This is a genomic window from Paenibacillus sp. 598K (genome assembly GCF_003851045.1).
Lineage (GTDB): Bacteria > Bacillota > Bacilli > Paenibacillales > Paenibacillaceae > Paenibacillus_D.
The window spans coordinates 31,996-50,945 of sequence record NZ_BFBX01000042.1; the positions used below are offsets into that span (position 1 = coordinate 31,996).

Here is an 18,950-nt window from a genome sequence, read left to right on the forward strand (position 1 = left end):
CCCGAGCCGCGGGATAGGTCCTCCTCCGATGGATATGGCGATCAGCATGGGCCCAATGGCCCCTACCACGAGCAGCCGCGCTACGATCGGGATGGCTATGACCAACATGGCTACGATCGTCACGGATATGACCGCCGCGGCTATGACAAGCACGGCTACCCGTACAAGCGCAAGAAGAAAAAAACGGTGCTCGATGTGTTCGGGGATTTGTTCGACTAGCAGAACGTTATTTGTTTGCATATCAGAACGTCAGCTCTTTCTTAGGGGCTGGCGTTTTTTAGTGCGCCATTCATATATGACTTATAAATTACATATAGAGTTATATGAAGGTGAGATATTTGCAATTATTGTTGTGCACAAGCACAAAAACCTCCTCAGATCTTATCTTCAATTACAATTAAAAGTCACTTAAGTTGACACAAACTATTCATGCATCTAACATTTAACCTAAGAATGATGATTCAGGAGAGGCGGTGTTGCTGATGTCCACCATTACGGCCAACACGCTAGTTGCCATGCAGCATCTGAACAAGGTCTATTCAAACGGTACGGTTGCTGTCCAAAATGTCAACCTGGATATTAGTGAAGGCGAGTTTTTTTGCTTCGTTGGTCCATCAGGCTGCGGAAAGTCGACCATTTTTAAGATGATTACCGGTCTGGAGACACATACGGAAGGGAAACTAGATATCTTTGGCATGTCTCCAAACGCAGCACGGAAGAAGAACGAAGTGGCGTTTGTGTTTCAGGATCACACCTTAATGCCTTGGGCAACTGTGAAGGAAAATGTATGTCTGCCCCTGAACCTTCGAGGCGTTTCGAAGAAACAACAAATAGAAGAAGCCGAGCGGGTCCTGGAGCTCGTCGGTCTGCAGGATACGATGATGATGCTGCCGCGCGAGTTGTCGGGGGGCATGAAGATGAGAGTGTCCATCGCAAGGGCGCTGATCTCTCGCCCAAGACTGCTGCTTATGGATGAGCCGTTTGGCGCGCTGGACGAGATCACTCGCCAGAGTCTGCAACAGGAGCTGCTTCATATTTGGGAACAGGATCGGAGCATGACCGTGCTGTTTATTACCCATAACGTTTTTGAGGCCGTCTATTTGTCCACCAAGGTTGTCGTGATGACGCCAAGGCCCGGAAAGGTTGAAGCGGTCGTCGAGATTCCCACCCCATTCCCGAGAGGGGATGCGTTCAGGACGACCCCGGAGTTTAGCCGGCTGGTCGGCGTTGTATCTCAACATTTAAAGCATGGATAAGGTAGATGAAAAGGGGGAACACGGCATGGCGGTGCAATGGGAGAAGGAAATGATGGATCTGCTCGGCGAGAACGGGTTTGTGCTCGATTCAACAACGAGAAGCAAGTTGTCCAAAGATTATTATTGGTACTCTCCGGTCCTGGATCAGAAGTTAAAGGATAAGCTCGCCGAAGGCATAGTAATTCCCGTCAATGAGGAGGAGGTAGCCGCTACCCTCGCTTGCGCCTACCGTCACCGGATTCCTGTCACGGTTCGAGGCGGCGGCACGGGAAACTACGGTCAAGCCGTACCGCTGACAGGCGGCGTCGTGATGGCGCTGCACAAGATGAATCAGATTCTGGAAATTGGCGATGGCTATGCGAGAGTGCAGTGTGGAGTGAAGCTGGGCGTGCTCGAGAAAGAGCTGCGAGCCAACGGACATGAGTTATGCATTTACCCTAGCACGTATATGAAAGCGACGGTGGGCGGGTTTGTCAGCGGCGGTTCAGGCGGCATCGGATCGATCTCCTGGGGCAACCTGTGGGACGGCAATGTACTGGCAGCGGTGGTCTATACCATGGAAGAAGAACCCCGCAAGCTGACGGTTTCGGGAGAAGAGTTGCTGAACTATATTCACAGCTATGGAACAACAGGGATTGTCACAGAGCTAACCTTGCGCACTGCCAAGCGAACCGAGTGGATGCAAACCATTGTCCAATTCGACAATTTAACTTCAGCGATGCTCTTTTCGGAGAAGCTCTGTCTGGACCCGGCTATCCACAAGCGGCTGGTCAGTACGGTGGAGTGGCCAATTCCCTCCTATTTTCTCCCCTTTGCCCAGCATATCGAGGAGGGGAGTGCAGCTGTCCTGTTGGAGACAGAGGAAGGTACCCTGCCCGCCCTTACTTCGTATGCCAGCGAAAATGGCGGCCAGGTCAAGCATGTCATTCCGGCCGATAAGTATCATCAGACGCTGGGCCTGTCCGATTTTACTTGGAATCATACGACACTCTGGGCCATCAAGGCCGATCCCAAGCTTACTTACTTGCAGTCGGCCTTCTCGCCTACCTTTTATTTGAAGCAAATCGATGACATCAAGCAGAAGTACCCGGACGGGGTATATTTGCATTTTGAATGGGTGCTGAGCGGAGGCAAGCTGATGCCTGCGGCCCTGCCGGTGGTCTGTTATCAGTCGGAAGAGCATCTGTATGAGATGATCGATTTTTTTGAATCGGTTGGTGTGCGTATTAATGATCCGCATACGTTCGTACTCAATTACGGCTCGCGCGCATCCTACGAACGCATGCTGGGGGCCAAGCAGGCCAATGATCCCCGCGTGCTGCTCAATCCAGGGAAAATGAATGTGAAGCCTATATTCGGGGAGTGATTCTCATGGCTATGGACAAAAAAGCCCTTTATCTCGGACCAGCCAAACGGCGAATTCGCTTGCCGTTCCTAAGTGGTCTCTCTGGCATAAATCGAACGGGCGGATCGCTGCTGAGCTCGCTCCTTCCACCTGTCGTCGCTTTGATGGTGTTTGTCGGCGGCTGGCAGTTGTTCGGCATCTTGTCGGGTATTCCCGCGTACATCCTGCCGAAGCCTACGGACATTCTGGAGGCCGGAATCAAAAATCACGTCAACCTGTTCAACTCCGTCTACAAGACGATGTCTTCGGCACTGATTGGCTTTATCCTGAGTGTGATCTTCGGTGTCGCGGGAGCCATCCTGCTGGCCAGTTCCAAGCTGGTTGAAAAAAGTCTATATCCGTATGTCATCATCCTTCAGACCATCCCCATCATCGCCATCGCGCCCATTATCGTTATCTGGTTCGGAGCAGGAACGAATGCCATCGTCATCATCGCCTTCTTGATCGGGTTCTTCCCGATGCTGTCCAACACGCTGGTAGGCTTGAATTCTACAGAGAATAATCTGAAAAATCTGTTTTTCCTCTACAATGCCAATCCAATTCAGACCATGTGGAAGCTTCGTATTCCGGCGGCGCTGCCGTATATTGTAGCCGGGCTCAAAATCTCATGTACGCTTGCTGTCATCGGCGTCATCGCCGGTGAATACATCGCTGGTATCGGCGGCGGCAAGGGCGGCCTTGGCTACGCGATTACCGTTGCGGCCTCCAGGCTGCAGACAGCCTACCTGTTCGCCTGCGGCTTGGCCGCCTCGGTGATGGGGATTGGCTTCTATCTGGTGATCAACTATATTTCCAAAAAGCTGCTTAGCTCCTGGCATGAATCGGAGATGAAGCATTAAGGAGGGGCAGCCATGGCATCTGATTTGGATATGAGCTTCGTTAATGTCTCCCTGCCTTTGAGAGCTTCGGGCTGCCTGTATGAAGTCGGGATTGCGGGAGGCAAGTGGTCGTATGTGCGCAAGCAGGAGACGCCCCCTGCCGAGGGGACCGTTGTGTCACTGGAGGAGCTTACTCCTGAGCAGGCTGCCGACGGAATCGCAGTGGATCTGGAGGGCCGATTGCTGCTGCCGGGGCTGGTGGACAGCCATATGCATCTGGACAAAGCCTTCACGATTCAATCGGTTGGCAACCGGTCCGGCACCTTGCGAGAGGCGATTGAGAACTATAGCGCCGCAGCTCCGGGCTTCACCCGGGAACAGATCAAGGATCGGATGCGGGAGGCGATCCGGCAAGCGGCGGCTTATGGAACGACCTCGATCCGTTCGCACCTGGATTTCAACTGCAGGGAAAGCACCGACGTGGCCATGCGTACGGTCTATGCTGCCTTGGAGCTGAAGGAAGAGATGCAGGATGTGATGGAGCTTCAGTTTTTCCCCATGTGTCCCTACGATCCAGGGGCTAGAGGCGTGGCGGAAGCATATGAGGAAGCGCTCAAGCTAGGTCTGGACGGCGTCGGTGGCGCTCCGCACTTGTCCACTGATCCGGAGGGTAGCATCGCCTATCTCTTCCGGTTAGCCGACAAGTTGGGCTTGCCGATTGATCTTCATGCGGACGAAAATGATGATCCCGCCATCCGCACGGTGGAGTTCATCGCGGAGCAGACGCTTCGATATGGCTTCCAAGGCAGAGTGGCCACCGGCCATCTCTGTTCCTTATCGGCAATGGATCATCCGACAGCCGAGCGTGTCATGCGGAAGATGGCGGATGCGGGACTCCGGGCCATTACACTCCCTGGCGCCAATCTGTATTTGCAGGGAAGAGGGGATCGGGGGCTTGTGCGCCGCGGGGTCACCCGGGTGAAGGAGCTGGTAGAGGCGGGGGTTCCGGTGGCTGTGGCCAGCGACAACATTCAGGATCCGTTTCACCCGTTCGGCAGGGGCGATCTGCTGCAGATCGGATTGCTGTCCGCCTATGCCTCGCATCTGGCGAGTGAGCAGGAGTTATTGCTGCTGCTGCGGATGATGACGGAGGTCCCGGCCGCCATCCTTGGTCTGAAGGACTACGGTGTGCAGCCTGGGCAGGCCGCAGATTTTGTCATTTTTGATGCACGGACAGTGCACGACCTCTTGTCCTGGCTGCCGGCAGGGCGGTGGGTCGGCCGCAAGGGGAAATGGATCAGCATCAGCCGTGAGCACAGATGGAGCAGGGAGAGTAGAGAGAGAATCGCTAAATAATCGATTCCAGGAGGAGAGAGAAACCATGCGAAACCTAAACCAGAACAAGAAAAAGACGAAACCGGCCCTGGCCGCGATGCTGCTCATAGGGGCCGTCATTCTCAATGCTTGCGGTGGAAATGCGGGAGGGGCAGGTGGCGCCAATGCGCCAGTAAATGCAGAGCCCGCTGGGACGACGCCCGGCACCAATCAGGTGGAGGCGCCGCAGGAGCTGGTTGAGGTCAAGCAAATTACGAATTGGTTCGCGCAGGCCGAGCACGGTGGACAGTATGCGGCGCTCCTTAAAGGCTTCTACGAGGAAGCTGGGCTGGACATGGAAATTGAATCGGGCGGACCCGGCATTTCGGCAACGCAGATCGTGGCTTCGGGAAAGGCGCAATTCGGGATGGGGCAGGGAGATGAGATTCTGTTCGCGAGACAAAATGGCATCCCGCTCGTTGTCCTCGGCGGCATCTTCCAGAAGAATCCCCAGGCGCTGATGTTCCACAAAGGCCAGGATATCCAGGGATTCGAGGATCTGGATGGACGCAAGGTGTACGTGGGCAATGGCGTGGCTTACTGGGAGTACATTCGAACCAAGTATAACCTCGATAATGTTGAGCAGTTTGCTTACAATGGTCAGCTCGCCAGCTTCCTCGAGGACGAAACGGCGGTGTCCCAAAGCTACATGACCTCCGAGCCGTTCACACTCGCGCAGGAAGGCATCGAGGTCGACTATCTGCTCAATGCTGACTCCGGGTATATGCCATACGGCAATATCCTGTTCACGACCGAGAAGTTCCTGGAGGAAAACCCGGATATCGTCCGAGCCTATGTCGAAGCGTCTATCGAGGGCTGGAATTATTACAAGGACAATTACTCCGAGGTCAATGCATTTATTCAGGAGTTCAACCCCGATATGCCGATCGACAAGCTGGAATACAGCGCCCAGCAGCTACAGCCGCTCGTGTATGGCTTTGATGCTGAGGAGCACGGCGTGGGCTACATGACCCAAGAGCGCTGGCAGACCCTGATGGATCAGCTGCTTGAGCTGGGCCTCCTGGAAGAAGCCATCGATGTCGAGACGGTCTATACCAACGAGTACTTACCCCAGGACTAGGTTCTAAAGATACTATACGAGGAGGCGATACGATGCAATTCGCAGGTGTAAACGTAGAACGCGGAGCGCCCTGTCGCATGCGTGACGGGATAACGCTCTATGCAGATATTTACCGCCCTGCGGACGCAGGGTCATACCCGGTGCTGCTGATGAGGCAGCCGTATGGCCGAACGCTGGCTTCGACGGTCACGTATGCCCATCCCGTCTGGTATGTCGGGCAAGGGTATATCGTCGTGATTCAGGATGTCCGGGGACGGGGCGATTCGGAGGGCAGCTTCACGCCCTTCATCCAGGAGGTAGAGGACGGGTACGATACGGTGGAGTGGGCGGCCGCTCTGCCAGGCTCCTCTGGCAAGGTAGGCATGTACGGGTTCTCTTATCAGGGCACAACGCAATGGGCTGCTGCTGCTGCTCGACCTCCGCATCTAGCGGCGATTGCGCCTGCCATGTGCGCAGCCGATTTGTACAATGGGATGTTCTACCCGCATGGCCGGTTTGCCGTAGGCAGCTTTCTGCCCTGGGCTTTTCAGTTGGCGCGGGATGAGGCGCGGCGGGCAGAAGACGGCGAAGCGGAACAGCTGTGTTCGCAGCTCATGCGCCAACCGGATGCCCTGCTGTCGGAGCTGCCGCTGCTCCAGGAACATCCGCTGCTCGCGAGCTACTTCCCGTTTTATTATGAATGGTGCGGTCATCCGCTCTATGACGACTACTGGGAGGCCCGCAATTTCCTGCCGCGGGCGCTCCAGGAGCCGCTGCCGGCCCTTCATATCGGCGGCTGGTTCGATAATTATCTTGGCGGAACCTTGCAGACTTACGAAGCGCTCCAGCGCCTGCCGCAGAGCAGTGAACGGTACCACCGCCTGATCATTGGGCCCTGGGGGCATATCCCTTGGGGTCGCAAGGCAGGCGGGGAGGACTACGGACCGGAGGCTGAAGGGAATCTGCATGAGGCGCATCTCAACTGGTTCGATTACTGGCTGAAGGGCAAAGGGCAAGGACTCCAGCAAGAGCCTGCTGTGCGCTACTACGAACTTGGAAGCAAGACATGGCAAGCGGCAGAGACGCTCCCGCCGACATGCGATATCTCCTCCTCGGAGGGCGTCATGTATTACCTCGCGAGTAACGGCAAGCCGGCCAACGGAGCCTCGGGCGGCGGCCTGCTGACAGCCGGGCAGTCCATTTCAAAAGCCGGGCCGGAAGCTGACGTGTATGTGTATGATGCGCGTCTGCCGATGTCCTGCAGCGGTTATCTCCCGATGGACCGCAGTTCGATCCAGGACCGGTACGAAATCTTGAACTACACCAGCGAGCCATTAACGCAGGCGATGCGGCTCTGGGGCGCTCCTCAGGTGTCCATCTGGTGTCAGTCGATGGAGGGAACGACCGACTTGGTCGCCATCTTGTCCGCGGTCAGTCCGGGCGGCAAGGCTACTTTTCTATCGATTGGCAGAGGAGAGATCGGCGGCGACGGGGAGCGTGGGCTGACGGAGTGGAGCCCGGTCACGTTTGCCATGCGGCCGCTAGCAATGGAGCTGGAGGCAGGTATGTCCATCCGTATCGAGTTGACGGGCAGTGCATTTCCTCTGTTCGTCAGACCCCCCAATGGGCTCGCAGCTGAGCAGTTACCAATCGCGAAGCCGGAGCAGCTCCGGATGACAGCAGTGGCAGTTGGCAGGAGTGAATCGTGGCCGTCATGGATTCAGTTGCCTGTTATCGACACGGCTACAGAAAGGAAGGGATCGCATGTTTGAGCGTTATACAGGTGAAGCTTGGGAGGCGCGTTTTCTGCCCCGGCTGACGTATCAGGAAATTGCAGCATTGCCCAAGGAAGATGCACTGGTCATCCTGCCCATCGGGGCTATCGAGCAGCATGGGCCGCATATGCCAGTGATGACAGATGCCTTGATTGGGGAGGCTGTGCTGACCCATGCCCTGGATCAACTGGACGAGGAGGGCAACATCTGGCTCCTCCCTCCATTAGCCTATGGCAAGAGCAATGAACATCTGGACTTTCCTGGGACGATCTCGCTTTCCGCATCCACCTTGCAGGGGTTGGTCACTGATATTGCCACAAGTGTGGCCAAGGCAGGATTCCGGCGACTGGTCTTGTTCAACACGCATGGAGGCAATACGGATTTGCTGAATGTGGCAGCCAGGGAGCTGCGGATCTCGACCGGTCTGATGGTTTTCTTCCTGAGTCCGAGCAGCTTGAATGCAGCGCATGATTTGCTAAGCGATGAGGAAAAGGAGTATGGCATTCACGCTGGGGATTACGAGACGTCGCTAGTCATGGCAATCAAGCCGGCATGGGTTCACACCGATAAGCTGGTGAGGGAGATTCCGGACCTGTCAGGACTTCATTATCTGACGTTGGAGGGGAAGACCCGGTTCGCATGGGTCATGAGCGATATCTCCTCGAGCGGTGCGATGGGTGACTCCACACAGGCGACTTCGGCTAAAGGTGAATTAATTCTGAGTCGATGTGCAACGACACTTGCGCTTGCCTTGAAGGAATTAGCCACATTTGAGATCAGCACGGTCCGGTCCGCCCCAAGAGAAGAGATGTCAGTACGGGACGCTTGACACGTTAGAATTGGCGATGATGACAGCGCGGCAAATGTGAGCATACCGAGGGCCTCTTTAGAGATCTCAACAGATATCTCTCTGCTAATGTTAACAATGCGTAAAGAACCCTCGGTTGAAGTGGAGATTAGCTAGATGACACGTCATAAAATATAACTTGAAATTGTCAGAAAATTAAGTTATAATTAGGTCAACTACAAAGCCGCTGTTTCAAATGGACGCTGATGGGTAATATAGACTATCCCTATTGCATATCCTAATGGACGTAACCAACTGAATGAATAGACTAGAATTAAAGAGAGAGAGGAAATTACGATGAACAATGATTACTTTGAGCGACTGTATACAACTGTGGGCGACCTGCTGTACCGCGTCAGAATCTATGATCGGGATCTGATGAATACCGACGAGATTATCGCGATGGATGAAACTTACGAGAAGATTCAGGTGAACAAGTGGATGATGGGCAGCCCGCAGTGGCAGGAGCGAGCGATCGAAAAGCTTGAGAATATGAACTATCGCCTCGTCACGATCATGGAAGATTTGTTGTATACGGCTTAATCCCAACCAGTCTAGAAGACTGGTTTTTTACTTTTGTCGGCATGATTGATTTTTGTATCTGCTAGAATGAATTTTCGCAATTATTCTATTTTTTAGTTCGTTGTGCAGGGTGCTTGACTTCATCTTACCAGACATGCTATGATACTTCTTGTGACTGAGGCGATAAACTTCAGTTCATGAGCAATATGCGGTCGTGGCGGAATTGGCAGACGCGCTAGATTCAGGTTCTAGTGGTGTAACAGCCGTGGAGGTTCGAGTCCTCTCGACCGCATCCTCTCAATGATAAGGATCTTGAATTCGTCTCTTTAGACGATGTTCAAGATTTTTTTTTGCATTCCTGGAATATGCGACGCGTTGCTAATGGTCTGCGCTGGGTCAGCCATTGAAATAATGCAGCGTCTGTGTTATTATCAGAAAAATCAGAAATGGCGAAGAAGAGAAGGCTATGCAATAGCGTTGATGTCCAGAGAGCGGAGGGAGTGCTGAAACCTCCGTCGTAACGCATGTATAGTGTCGTCTCGGAGCTGTTGACCGAATGCGGAAGGCGTGATCGCCCGCCTGCTAGTAGGCTCAACCGGTCTGGCGTCCGTTAACATGCTGCAGGTAAAGCATCGGCTTTACCTCGTGAGTCTGCAATTGTGAGATTGCAGTAAAACTGGGTGGTACCGCGAGCATTCCCCTTTCGTCCCAAGGCTTCAAGCAGCTGCTTCGAGCCTTGGGATGGAAGGGGTTATTTGCTCTATACCAACAGGCAATGAAGAGAAAGCCGGCAAGGGCGGTTATGCCCAGAAAGCAGAGGAAATGCTGAAACCTTTGCCTTAACCCTTTGCATGGTGTCGTCTTGGAGCTGTTAACCCGAAAGCGGCCGGGTTCCTTCCGTGCCCGCAAGTAGACTTAGCCGAAATGGTGCTCGTTAACGCGCCGCAGGTAGGCCTAGGCCCTACCTCATGAGGCTGCATTCGCGAGGATGGCAGCGAACTTGGGTGGTACCGCGAAAGAATACCCTTTCGTCCCTGTATGAGCTGACCGCTGTCAGTTTGCTCAGGGGGAGAGGGAATTTATTTGCCAAAGGAGGCCGCCCAAGTGGAACAGCAATTAGGAATGACGAATGAAACAACGACGCTCTCAGAGGAAGATATCACTGGCTCGGAGGTGCTTTTGCGCGGCTTGCTGCAGGAAGGCGTAGAGTGCGTATTCGGGTATCCGGGAGGAAATGTGCTCTATATTTATGATGCGATGGTGGATCAGCCTGACTTCAAGCATATCTTGACCCGGCACGAGCAAGGCGCAATCCACGCGGCGGACGGCTATGCCAGGTCGACGGGCAAGGTTGGGGTATGCATCGCGACATCCGGTCCGGGAGCCACAAATCTCGTGACCGGGATCGCAACCGCCTATATGGATTCGGTGCCGCTGGTGGTCATAACGGGGAACGTATCTACGACCGTCATGGGCACGGATGCTTTTCAGGAAGCGGACATTATGAGCATCACGATGCCGATTACGAAGCACAGCTATATGGTTCGCGATGTCCACGACCTTCCTCGCATCATTCGTGAAGCCTTCTACATCGCCAATACGGGCCGCAAAGGTCCTGTGTTGATCGATATTCCAAAAGACGTGTCCAATCAGCGGATGGCCTATCGCCCAGCTGGCACGGTTCAGTTGCGCGGATACCATGAAGCCCCGGAACCGAATCCGGCAGATCTGGATGCGCTGATTCAGGCAATTTCAGAAGCGCGCAAGCCGGTTATTATTGCGGGCGGCGGCGTTGTCTATTCGAACGCCTCGCAGGAGCTGGTCACATTTGTCCACAAGACCCGGATTCCAGTAGCGTCGACTTTGTTAGGCCTCAGCGGGTTTCCGAGCGATGACGAAATGTGGCTGGGGATGCTCGGACATCATGGCGTGTATGCGGCCAACATGGCGGTGCAGAATGCAGATCTCATTATTTCGATCGGCTCGCGTTTCGATGACCGGGTCACGATGAAGCTGGACGGATTTGCGCCTCAGGCCAAACGTATCGCCCATATCGATATCGATCCGGCGGAAATCGGCAAGAACGTCGAGACAGAGCTCGCGTGTATCGGCGATATTAAGAACGTGCTGGCCTATGTGAACGCGAAAGCGCAAGCAGCCCAGACGGATACCTGGCTCGAGCAGCTTCAGGCGTATAAGGTGCAGCATCCGCTTCGGTATACCGATTCGGATACTGTCATCAAGCCGCAATATGTGCTCGAGATGATTAGCGAGACGACGCAAGGAGATGCGATCATCACCACTGATGTAGGTCAGCACCAAATGTGGACCGCGCAGTTTTACCGTTTTAAGTATCCTCGCTCACTCATCACCTCGGGCGGTCTCGGCACGATGGGCTTTGGCCTCCCGGCCGCGATCGGCGCTAAAGTCGGAAATCCGGATCGTCTCGTCATCTCGATCAACGGCGACGGAGGCATGCAGATGTGCGCCCAGGAGATGGCGATCTGCGCCATTCATCAAATACCGGTCAAGATCGTAGTCTTGAATAACCAGGTGCTCGGGATGGTTAAGCAGCAGCAGGAATTGATGTACGAACGACGCTACAGCCAGATCGACCTGTCCGGCAGTCCGGACTTCGTCAAGCTTGCGGAAGCATACGGACTCAAGGGATTAAGGGCAACGAACAAGGAAGAGGCCTCCAGCGCGTGGTTAGAAGCGCTGCAGACGACAGGACCTGTGCTCGTCGAGTTCGTTATCCCGACCAGTGAGAATGTATACCCTATGGTGCTTGCCGGCACGCCTCTGGACCAAATGATTCTAGGGTACAATGAATAATTGGGCTGAAGTCTATTGCGATGAACATGAGATCGAATTTTCACAATATATTTATTATTTGAAACGGCCTCTACAATGTTTGACTTCATCTACCCGGCCATGTTAAGATATGTCTTGTGACCGAGACGCGCAAGCGCCTCAGCTCACAAGATATATGCGGTCGTGGCGGAATTGGCAGACGCGCTAGATTCAGGTTCTAGTGGTGTAACAGCCGTGGAGGTTCGAGTCCTCTCGACCGCATCACCTTATAAAATGTAGGATCTTGAATTCGTCTGAGACGAGGTTCAGGGTCCTTTTTACATACCAGGAATTCGCAGCGAGTTGTTGATGAATGAGATGATATTGATAAGGTCCAAAGGAGATATACGATGAAAAAAAGACCGTGGCATTTATGGCCGATTGTGTTGTTTGTAGGCTTCATGTATGTAATGGGCATTTATGATTTTTTTATGATGTTATCTCACAATGAAGGTTACTATGCCGATCATAGTTATGATCAGGCGGTGGTGGAGTATTTTACAAATTATCCGATTTACTTCATGGTATTTTGGATTGCCAATTTGCTAGCAGGCGTTTTGGCGCCGATCACCCTTACTTTCAATCCAAAATGGGCAAAAAACCTTGCGTGGATATCCTCGGTTGCGGGCTTGATTTTGCTACTGCTCACCTTTACTTTCAGAAACAGGTTATCAGTTCTAGGAGGCGGCGTTGCTGCATTTGATATTTTTATCCTGCTCATGACAGTAAGTTTTTATTTTTATTGCAGGAGAATGGCGAACAGACAAGTATAGCTTTAGATGAGCTTTTGAGTTGTCCTCGTGACGATTCGGGAGCTTTTTTTTCATCTGTTGTCTCCCCTAAACAGCGCCTGGCGGCGGTCGGAAGCAGCCTCCTCCATTGATTGGCCTAGCAGATCTCGGATCGGGCGCAGCCGCACGTCGCTGCCGCGAACGCGGTATTGGGCTGCTTGGAGCGGCTCGAGCTCGCGCAGCTCCCACACATCCAACAGCGGATGATTGGCGTGCTCCGTTCCCAGCATGAGCGGTCCATGATAGAGGGCGCGATAGCCGGGAGTCGAATGCACATTGACTGGGTGGCCCCAGCGCAAGCCGACCGTAAAAACCGTTTCCAGGACCATGCCGAGGCGCGGCACGCCCTCCCACACAAGGAAGCCTCTGCTCTGCCGCGCAGGTTGCCGCTCGCCGTCGATAAGCAGGCGTGTCTCGCCGCAGTCGGCCCACGTCGGGATGAATAGCTGGAGGGTAATGGATTGCCCCGGCTCCCAATCGCAGTCCGCCACCTCAAGCCTGACGCGACCCTCTACCGGATAGCTAGTGTCCTGCTTGAGCCTTAGTCGCCCTCCCCGCAGTGTCAGCATGGCCTCGCTTTCCTGAGGGAACGGGATATATACGCGGTTGGCGTCCCCTTCTACAAAGTAACTGCTGCCGATCACACTAGATAGACCGTCTCCGCCGCGCATCGTGCAGCACCAGGAGGCTTCCAGCAACCCTTCCTTCGGTTGAAGCACTGTAAGGTCCGCCCCAAGGCAGCAATCGCAGCCAAAACCGCCGTTTGGCCGCTGTCCATAGCCCATGCCGTTGTATAGAATGCCGTGCGCAAGCTCCAAATAACCGGCTTCTGTCGTGTGTCTCCAAAGTTCAACGGCAGCGATAAACGAATCGATGACGGCACAGGACTCGGTCCACTCCGGCCGCCCGAACCAATTGTAATTGGCGTAATGCTCGGTCATCCCTTCACGGATGTACCTGGAGAATGCTTCGCGCGCCAGATTCAGCAGGACAGCGTCGCCTGTTGTTTCGCCGTGTCTCAGGATACCACGAAGCGCGGACAGCGTCGCATGCGTCTGAAATGACAACCCGACCCAGTCGATTGACCGGAATCGGTCAATCATTTCGTCCAGGAGCTTGCCCAGTTCGGGCCACCGGAGCAATTGATAGGCTTGTGAAGCCCCGTCCAGCACAATAAAGGCGCAACCAACATCTGTAGATAATCGCCAATTGCCCGTCAATTGCCCATACAGGCTGCCGATGGCTTCGCCGGCCGGCGGACGGATGCCGGGATCGACAGGATATTCCCTATATAAGCCTCGTATGGGCAGCAACAACCCCCGAACGATGTCCTTAACGACCTGAAGCGAGAAAGCGTCGCCCTTCCACAAGTGATACTCCGCCATTGCCCTCAGCAACCAGCTATGGCCCGATAGCTGCTGTTCGTCGGCAATGCCGATAGCAGCAATCGGCCCAATATAGCCGCAGTCATTCAAGCGATCAGGCAGCCGGGATATAATCTCCTCCAGATGAGCGGGCACCCTCCCGGTAGCCTGTGCAAGTCGGGTCAGCGCAAGAATCGTTCTTCCTTCCCAGTCTCCGGGCCATGCATAGTCGTCTTCCCGAAACAGACCGGGATAGCGGTAATCTTCCGTCTCCAGCCGGTCGTAATTGAGCAGACTCCTGTACCGAATGTCTCCCCGAACAGTGAGGTCGGCATAAGCGATCGTTTCCAATAACATCAACGTTTACCCCTTTGATAGATGAAATTTTATTGTTGTGTTTTCATTTGGCATATCCCTATAATACAAATGAAAAGCCCTTCAATAAATAGAATATTATTGTTAAGGAGTGATAAAAAATTGCGCATAAAATCAAGAAAAATATCGCCGAAAACCGTCGGATTTCTCTATGCCGACCGCTCCAGCGTAGTGATCCGCCTGGAAGGAATCGGAGAGGAAAGGGCGGAAAATCAAGCGTATCGGTGGAACGGATTGGAACGCGGGCAGCATGGCTCTGCTATTTTCCAGATCACCTTGCAAGGCAGGGGCGAGATCCGTTTCGGAGAGACGGTGTATGCGCTGCCAAAGAACCATGCCTTCCTGTGCCGTATACCGGGCGATCATGAGTACTATTTGCCCGAAGGGGAGGCGTTCTGGGAATTTCTATTTATCACCGTGCATGGGGAGGATGCTTTACGCCATTGGATGGAGCTTGAACGCAAATTAGGTCATGTCTTTGAGCTGCCGCCCAAGTCCGAGCTGTTGAAGCTGCTGTCCGGTTTGCTGGAGGACATCGTGGAGTCTCCGCTTGTCGATTCATTCGAATTGTCCGCGACGCTTTATCGTATGGTGCTCGAATTACATCGAATTGCCGATGCGGCGGAGCCGATACAGAACGATATGCCGGCACCGTTGCGGCGTGCGATCGACCTGATCCGCGAGCGGTACCGCGAGGACTTGTCGCTAGAAGCGCTCGCGGCCTTTTCGGGACTGTCCAAGTATCATTTTTGTCGTTTGTTTCAGAAAAAAATGGGAATCAAGCCGATGCGTTTTATCCGTCATGTGCGAATCGAGCAAGCGGTTCTGCTGCTTTCGCAGACGGATATGCCAATCGCCAAGGTGGGTGAGGCGTGTGGATTTTCGCATACCAATTACTTTATTAAGACGTTCCGCGAGCTAGTGGGCGTAACGCCGGGGGAATTTCGCCGTTCGCCAGAGCATCTCTCATTCGGCCAGTGGAAGGTGGGAAGGTAAGCCGATGATGATCAGAGGGAGATTAACGGTCTACCTGGTTTTATTTTCTGTCATCCCGCTTGTCGTCGTCAGTCTCTTCCTATATGCCCAAGCCTCGGGGGTCGTGCGGATGCAAGCCGAGAAATATGCAGGCTCGGTGCTGCTCCAGGCAACGTCGAGAATCAATCAATTGATGGATGACGTCATGAATGCCAGCGTCAAGCTTGTAACCGATCCAGTCGTACAGGATGAATATACGAACGAACAGGGGGTGTTCTCCAGAAATGCGAGGTACAGGGCGATCGAGAAACTGATGAACAACACGCTGATGGCTCAACCGCAAATATCCTCTATTTACGTGTGTCTTAACAATGCAGACCTGATCGGAGCCGGTGGATTGGCTCCCGCGTATGCCGCCGATTGCCGGAATGTCCAGGCTTATCAGGCGGCCTTGGACAACAATCTCCTGCCCGTCTGGCTCGGTATGCACGAGAACGAGTTCGATGAAGGTACCGTGTCGCGCAATCGCTACGTCATGACATTGGCGAGAACCGTTTACAGCTATGACACGTACAAGCCGCTCGGCGTATTGATGATCAATATCGAGGATCAAACGATTCGGAACAACTTTCAAACGGGGTTTGATGGCGAAGAAGCCGTTTTTCTCGTAACAGATCCGCACAAGAATACGATATACGACAGGCAGCTCTCGCGATACGACAGGAAGCTGAATGCTCCTTATCTGGACAGGGTCATTGCCGAGCAGACCTCTGGTGGCTTTGCCTGGAAAGGACAGCGCGGGGGAGAGAAATATATCAGCTTCACTCATCTGGCGAATTCGGACTGGATTTATGTAGCCGAGCTCCCGATCGATTACATTACCCGTAATTCCGATCTTATCTATCGGGCGATGATTGTCGCTGTCACAGTTTGTTTTCTATTGGCTATGGTGGCGGCATACATTTTGGCCCGTAAATTCACAAGCCCTATCAAGATTTTGCTAGCTTCTATCCGCAGGGCCAAGGATGGCCATTTCAGCGAGACCTTCGAATCGGATCGCAAGGACGAGATCGGCGTCCTTACCCGGAGTTACAACTCGATGATCGTTGAGATTAAACAGCTGCTAGCCAGGTTGGAGCGGGAAAACCTCCAGAAGAGACGCATGGAGCTCGACGCGCTGCAAGCGCAGATCACCCCGCATTTTCTGTACAACGCTTTGAATTCGATCAAATCGCTTGCTCGTCTTAACGGGCAGGATCTCATCTACCGTACCACCACAAGCTTGATCGGACTGTTGCAGCTCAGCATAAGCCAGAACAAGGTGCTTATTCCGATCGCCGACGAAATGGATATGGTGAGGCATTATCTTGGCTTGCAGAGTGTGCGTTACCCTGGCCGAATGCAGGTGCTTTTCGAAATTGAGGAGGAGTTGTCCGAAAGGCTGACGGTCAAGCTGATCCTGCAGCCGCTAGTGGAGAATGCGATTGTCCACGGACTCGATCTTAGCGCGGCGAATGGAATTATCGTCATTCGTGTATTTAGGGAAGGCGGCGATATCGTAATGGAGGTTGAGGATAACGGAAAAGGGATGGAGGAGGACGCGTGCAAAACGCTGCTTGCGAACCCCCCGGAGAAGCGGACACGGTTTGGCGGGATGGGCATGGGGCTCCGCAATGTAGATGAGCGGCTGAAGTTGCACTACGGCGGCCAGTACGGCGTTTCATTCCGCAGCACGCCGGGAGTTTGCTTCGTTAGCGTCATTCGCATACCGGATACGCCGCCGCAAATAGGAACAGGATCGGAGGTGACGAAACATGTATAAAGTCATGATCGTAGACGACGAGTATTACATTCGGCTCGATATCCGGGCCATGTTGGATTGGGAGAGCCTTGGCTTTCGCCTGACTGAGGACGCAGTGAACGGGGAGGATGCACTCGCGAAGCTCGAGAAGGAGCGGCCCGATATTATTCTGCTCGATATCGGCATGCCGGGCATGGGAGGCATTGAACTGTTATCGCAGTTGAGGCAACGGGAGTTTGCCGGTTGGACCCTTGTACTTAGTTGCCATGACGAATTCGACTACGTCAAGGATGCGTTATTGCTTGGCGCACAAAATTATTTGCTTAAGCACAAGCTTGAGCCCAAAATGCTCGAGGAAACGCTGTTAAAGATGGTGGAACACCTTGAAGGCGAGCGACGGCACAGCGAACAGGTCATCCGCTGGCAGTCTATAGCGGCCCTCTCCCTGCAAGAGCAGCGCAAGCAATTTATACGACAGCTGGTTCACGGCGCGTATTCCACATCTGGAGCCGTATTGGGTCGCATGAAGCAACTGGAGCTCGGTTTTCCGGTTCGGCAGTTGATTGTCTTACTAGCCAAGCTCCATCCCGGCATGATGCTGCAACCTGAGATCGGCTTCCGCAAGTCGCACGCCCAGAACGAGCAAATCGCCGAAGCAGTCAATCGGGAGGCATTAACCCCCGAAACCGGCTTCTGCTTCGCAGAAAATGAAGAGGAACTGGTGCTAGTGATCGGCTTTGATCCAGCGCCCGGGTTTTTGCACATCCAGTCCTTGTTGTACGATCTGGTTAATCGCGTGCAAGGCTTCGTTCGCCAGCGCTTCGATATTGACATGTCTATTGGCGTCAGCAACGGCAACAGCTCGCCCGCCCAGTTGCCGGAATCTTGCCGGCAAGCGCGTTCTGCCCTGGAAGGCGTCTATTACCTGGGGAAAAACCGTATCATTTCCTTTTCTGAAGTAAGCGATTACACCGCGAAGCCGGAAAAGAGTTTCCGGGAATATGAACAAGCGCTCCTGCGAGAGCTGGCCAACGATTCGAGGATTGCAGCTATCATCAACGATATGTACGCGGCGCTGGTTGAGCAAAAGGTTGCTCTGGCCGAAGCGAGGGCGTTCACCTTCGAATTCGTTTCTTTCCTCAAAAAGCAGCAGCGAGAACACGGGATTACAGATTCCGAATTGTTTGAAGCGGGCCATTCCCCCTACGAGGCGGTTGGCAGAACGGAAACGGTCGAGGAAACGCAGGCCTATCTCATCCGTGTGACGATCCGTTTGAGCGAGCTGATCTCGATTGCTTCCAAACAGAAGTACAGGCCCGAGATCGCAAATGCTATCCGCTATATGAAGGAGCATTTCAGCGATGAGCTTTCTCTGGATACGGTTGCGGCTAACGTCGGCATGAACGCAACCTACTTTTCGAACCTGTTCAAGAAGGAGACTGGTCAGAATTTCGTTGCGTTTCTCCAGAGGATCCGGATGGAGAACGCGAAGACGTTGCTCCGAACGACCCACGACAAAGTGTATGATGTCGCCTCGCAGGTCGGCATTGACAATTACCATTATTTCTGCAAAACCTTCAAGCAGGTTACGGGGATGACGCCTCTGCAATACCGCTCAAAGGCAAGGCAATAACTTCGAAAAAAAATATGCCGCTTTTCCGTAAAATGGACAATAATTTCGAAAGAATTTGAACAAGAAAGCGGTTCCAATCGGGATATAATGAACGAGCCTGA

At 53.6% G+C, this 18,950-nt stretch carries 14 protein-coding genes and 2 tRNA genes; 15 read left to right on the plus strand and 1 reads right to left on the minus strand.

Annotated elements, in window-relative coordinates; translation table 11 throughout:
• The first annotated feature begins 482 nt into the window (after nt 1-482).
• The 12 genes from PA598K_RS13870 (at nt 483) to PA598K_RS13925 (ending at nt 12,683) form a co-directional block, all read left to right on the plus strand.
• Nucleotides 483-1,256, plus strand: coding sequence for an ABC transporter ATP-binding protein (locus PA598K_RS13870; protein ID WP_185601937.1), 774 nt, complete (start codon nt 483-485; stop codon nt 1,254-1,256).
• 25 nt (nt 1,257-1,281) lie between these two features.
• Nucleotides 1,282-2,622: an FAD-binding oxidoreductase gene (locus PA598K_RS13875; RefSeq protein ID WP_128657546.1), complete on the plus strand. Its 1,341-nt coding sequence runs from the start codon at nt 1,282-1,284 to the stop codon at nt 2,620-2,622.
• Between the two features lie 5 nt (nt 2,623-2,627).
• Entirely contained in the window at nt 2,628-3,500 is an 873-nt protein-coding gene (locus PA598K_RS13880; protein WP_128657547.1) for an ABC transporter permease, read from the plus strand.
• Between the two features lie 12 nt (nt 3,501-3,512).
• The gene (locus PA598K_RS13885) at nt 3,513-4,835 is read left to right on the plus strand and encodes an amidohydrolase family protein (RefSeq protein WP_128657548.1); all 1,323 of its coding nucleotides are present in this window, start codon (nt 3,513-3,515) and stop codon (nt 4,833-4,835) included.
• Between the two features lie 25 nt (nt 4,836-4,860).
• Nucleotides 4,861-5,934, plus strand: a complete 1,074-nt coding sequence (locus PA598K_RS13890) for an ABC transporter substrate-binding protein (protein ID WP_128657549.1) — start codon at nt 4,861-4,863, stop codon at nt 5,932-5,934.
• Between the two features lie 77 nt (nt 5,935-6,011).
• Nucleotides 6,012-7,685 carry a CocE/NonD family hydrolase gene (locus PA598K_RS13895; RefSeq protein WP_260405406.1) on the plus strand — a complete coding sequence of 558 codons (1,674 nt, stop codon included), beginning with the start codon at nt 6,012-6,014 and terminating at the stop codon, nt 7,683-7,685.
• Nucleotides 7,678-8,517: a creatininase family protein gene (locus PA598K_RS13900; protein WP_128657551.1), complete on the plus strand. Its 840-nt coding sequence runs from the start codon at nt 7,678-7,680 to the stop codon at nt 8,515-8,517. Before PA598K_RS13895 ends, PA598K_RS13900 begins: the two co-directional genes overlap by 8 nt.
• 315 nt (nt 8,518-8,832) lie before the next feature.
• The gene (locus PA598K_RS13905) at nt 8,833-9,078 is read left to right on the plus strand and encodes a hypothetical protein (protein ID WP_128657552.1); all 246 of its coding nucleotides are present in this window, start codon (nt 8,833-8,835) and stop codon (nt 9,076-9,078) included.
• A 187-nt stretch (nt 9,079-9,265) separates the two neighbouring features.
• A tRNA-Leu gene (locus PA598K_RS13910) sits at nt 9,266-9,349 on the plus strand.
• Between the two features lie 830 nt (nt 9,350-10,179).
• Nucleotides 10,180-11,892, plus strand: a complete 1,713-nt coding sequence (gene ilvB, locus PA598K_RS13915; RefSeq protein ID WP_128657640.1) for a biosynthetic-type acetolactate synthase large subunit — start codon at nt 10,180-10,182, stop codon at nt 11,890-11,892.
• Between the two features lie 156 nt (nt 11,893-12,048).
• Nucleotides 12,049-12,132, plus strand: a tRNA-Leu gene (locus PA598K_RS13920).
• Nucleotides 12,133-12,260: 128 nt separating this feature from the next.
• Nucleotides 12,261-12,683 (plus strand): hypothetical protein, encoded by a 423-nt coding sequence (locus PA598K_RS13925; RefSeq protein WP_128657553.1) that lies wholly within the window; start codon nt 12,261-12,263, stop codon nt 12,681-12,683.
• A gap of 50 nt (nt 12,684-12,733) precedes the next feature.
• On the opposite strand, the gene PA598K_RS13930 is transcribed toward PA598K_RS13925, so the two are convergent.
• Complete coding sequence (locus tag PA598K_RS13930; protein WP_128657554.1) at nt 12,734-14,422, minus strand: beta-L-arabinofuranosidase domain-containing protein; 1,689 nt, start codon at nt 14,420-14,422, stop codon at nt 12,734-12,736.
• Nucleotides 14,423-14,521: 99 nt separating this feature from the next.
• Between PA598K_RS13930 and PA598K_RS13935 the strand changes: the two genes are divergently transcribed.
• The 3 genes from PA598K_RS13935 (at nt 14,522) to PA598K_RS13945 (ending at nt 18,849) form a co-directional block, all read left to right on the plus strand.
• The gene (locus tag PA598K_RS13935) at nt 14,522-15,436 is read left to right on the plus strand and encodes a helix-turn-helix domain-containing protein (protein WP_185601939.1); all 915 of its coding nucleotides are present in this window, start codon (nt 14,522-14,524) and stop codon (nt 15,434-15,436) included.
• A 292-nt stretch (nt 15,437-15,728) separates the two neighbouring features.
• The gene (locus tag PA598K_RS13940; protein ID WP_221414137.1) at nt 15,729-17,237 is read left to right on the plus strand and encodes a sensor histidine kinase; all 1,509 of its coding nucleotides are present in this window, start codon (nt 15,729-15,731) and stop codon (nt 17,235-17,237) included.
• A complete protein-coding gene (locus PA598K_RS13945) occupies nt 17,230-18,849 on the plus strand; it encodes a response regulator (protein ID WP_128657557.1) in 1,620 nt (539 codons plus the stop codon). The genes PA598K_RS13940 and PA598K_RS13945 overlap by 8 nt, the downstream gene beginning before the upstream one ends.
• Nucleotides 18,850-18,950 lie beyond the last annotated feature (101 nt).

Excerpts from the sequence above, each read along its gene's own strand:
- PA598K_RS13885 (WP_128657548.1), top strand. The coding sequence starts at position 3,513 with ATGGCATCTGATTTGGATATGAGCTTCGTTAATGTCTCCCTGCCTTTG.
- PA598K_RS13940 (WP_221414137.1), top strand. The coding sequence starts at position 15,729 with ATGAACAACACGCTGATGGCTCAACCGCAAATATCCTCTATTTACGTG.
- PA598K_RS13925 (WP_128657553.1), top strand. The coding sequence starts at position 12,261 with ATGAAAAAAAGACCGTGGCATTTATGGCCGATTGTGTTGTTTGTAGGC.
- ilvB (WP_128657640.1), top strand. The coding sequence starts at position 10,180 with ATGACGAATGAAACAACGACGCTCTCAGAGGAAGATATCACTGGCTCG.
- PA598K_RS13905 (WP_128657552.1), top strand. The coding sequence starts at position 8,833 with ATGAACAATGATTACTTTGAGCGACTGTATACAACTGTGGGCGACCTG.
- PA598K_RS13900 (WP_128657551.1), top strand. The coding sequence starts at position 7,678 with ATGTTTGAGCGTTATACAGGTGAAGCTTGGGAGGCGCGTTTTCTGCCC.
- PA598K_RS13870 (WP_185601937.1), top strand. The coding sequence starts at position 483 with ATGTCCACCATTACGGCCAACACGCTAGTTGCCATGCAGCATCTGAAC.
- PA598K_RS13945 (WP_128657557.1), top strand. The coding sequence starts at position 17,230 with ATGTATAAAGTCATGATCGTAGACGACGAGTATTACATTCGGCTCGAT.
- PA598K_RS13875 (WP_128657546.1), top strand. The coding sequence starts at position 1,282 with ATGGCGGTGCAATGGGAGAAGGAAATGATGGATCTGCTCGGCGAGAAC.
- PA598K_RS13880 (WP_128657547.1), top strand. The coding sequence starts at position 2,628 with ATGGCTATGGACAAAAAAGCCCTTTATCTCGGACCAGCCAAACGGCGA.
- PA598K_RS13890 (WP_128657549.1), top strand. The coding sequence starts at position 4,861 with ATGCGAAACCTAAACCAGAACAAGAAAAAGACGAAACCGGCCCTGGCC.
- PA598K_RS13930 (WP_128657554.1), bottom strand. The coding sequence starts at position 14,422 with ATGTTATTGGAAACGATCGCTTATGCCGACCTCACTGTTCGGGGAGAC.
- PA598K_RS13895 (WP_260405406.1), top strand. The coding sequence starts at position 6,012 with ATGCGTGACGGGATAACGCTCTATGCAGATATTTACCGCCCTGCGGAC.